This is a genomic window from Vibrio sp. YT-19(2023) (assembly GCF_033337395.1).
Genome location: NZ_JAWOQN010001242.1, coordinates 1 through 502 on the forward strand (window position 1 = coordinate 1; position 502 = coordinate 502).

Annotated in this window: 2 protein-coding genes; both read right to left on the bottom strand. The window is 45.0% G+C overall.

Annotation, left to right across the window (positions count from 1 at the left end; translation table 11 throughout):
- A partial coding sequence (locus R7E78_RS31050) for a response regulator transcription factor (protein ID WP_318059262.1) occupies positions 1–288 on the bottom strand: 288 nt, incomplete at its 3' end.
- Positions 272–502, bottom strand: a 231-nt coding sequence (locus tag R7E78_RS31055) for an ATP-binding protein (protein WP_411913796.1), incomplete at its 5' end; no start/stop codon positions are given. The genes R7E78_RS31050 and R7E78_RS31055, both read right to left, overlap by 17 nt.

Sequence of the window (502 nt, forward strand, 5' to 3'; positions counted from 1 at the left end):
CACTTTCATGATGTATTCGCGGTTATCATGCATCGTAAGCATGAGAATTTTACTCTCTGGTAATTCCTCTTTAATCACACCCGTTGCTTCGATGCCATTCATGATTGGCATGCTGATGTCCATAAGCACAACATCCGGACGCAAATGCTTAACGACCTCAATCGCTTCCAAGCCGTTGCTTGCCGTGCCAATCACATCAATGTCCAGCTCCAGCTCTAAACGCGCGATAAATCCATCTAACACCACTTGATGATCATCGACGATCACCACACTAATCGGTTTGTCCATAAACTAATTCATCCAAATTCAAAAGCACGGTAATTTCCGTGCCTAAACCAAGCTCACTCATGAGTTCGAACTCGCCACCAATAAACTCCACACGTTCTTGCATGTTGCGCAAACCAATCCCTTGGCGATGCACAGCTTGGTTGACGACAAACCCTACGCCATCGTCTCTAATGAGTAATTGCAGCATATTGCCCATTTTTTGCAAAGTAACCGT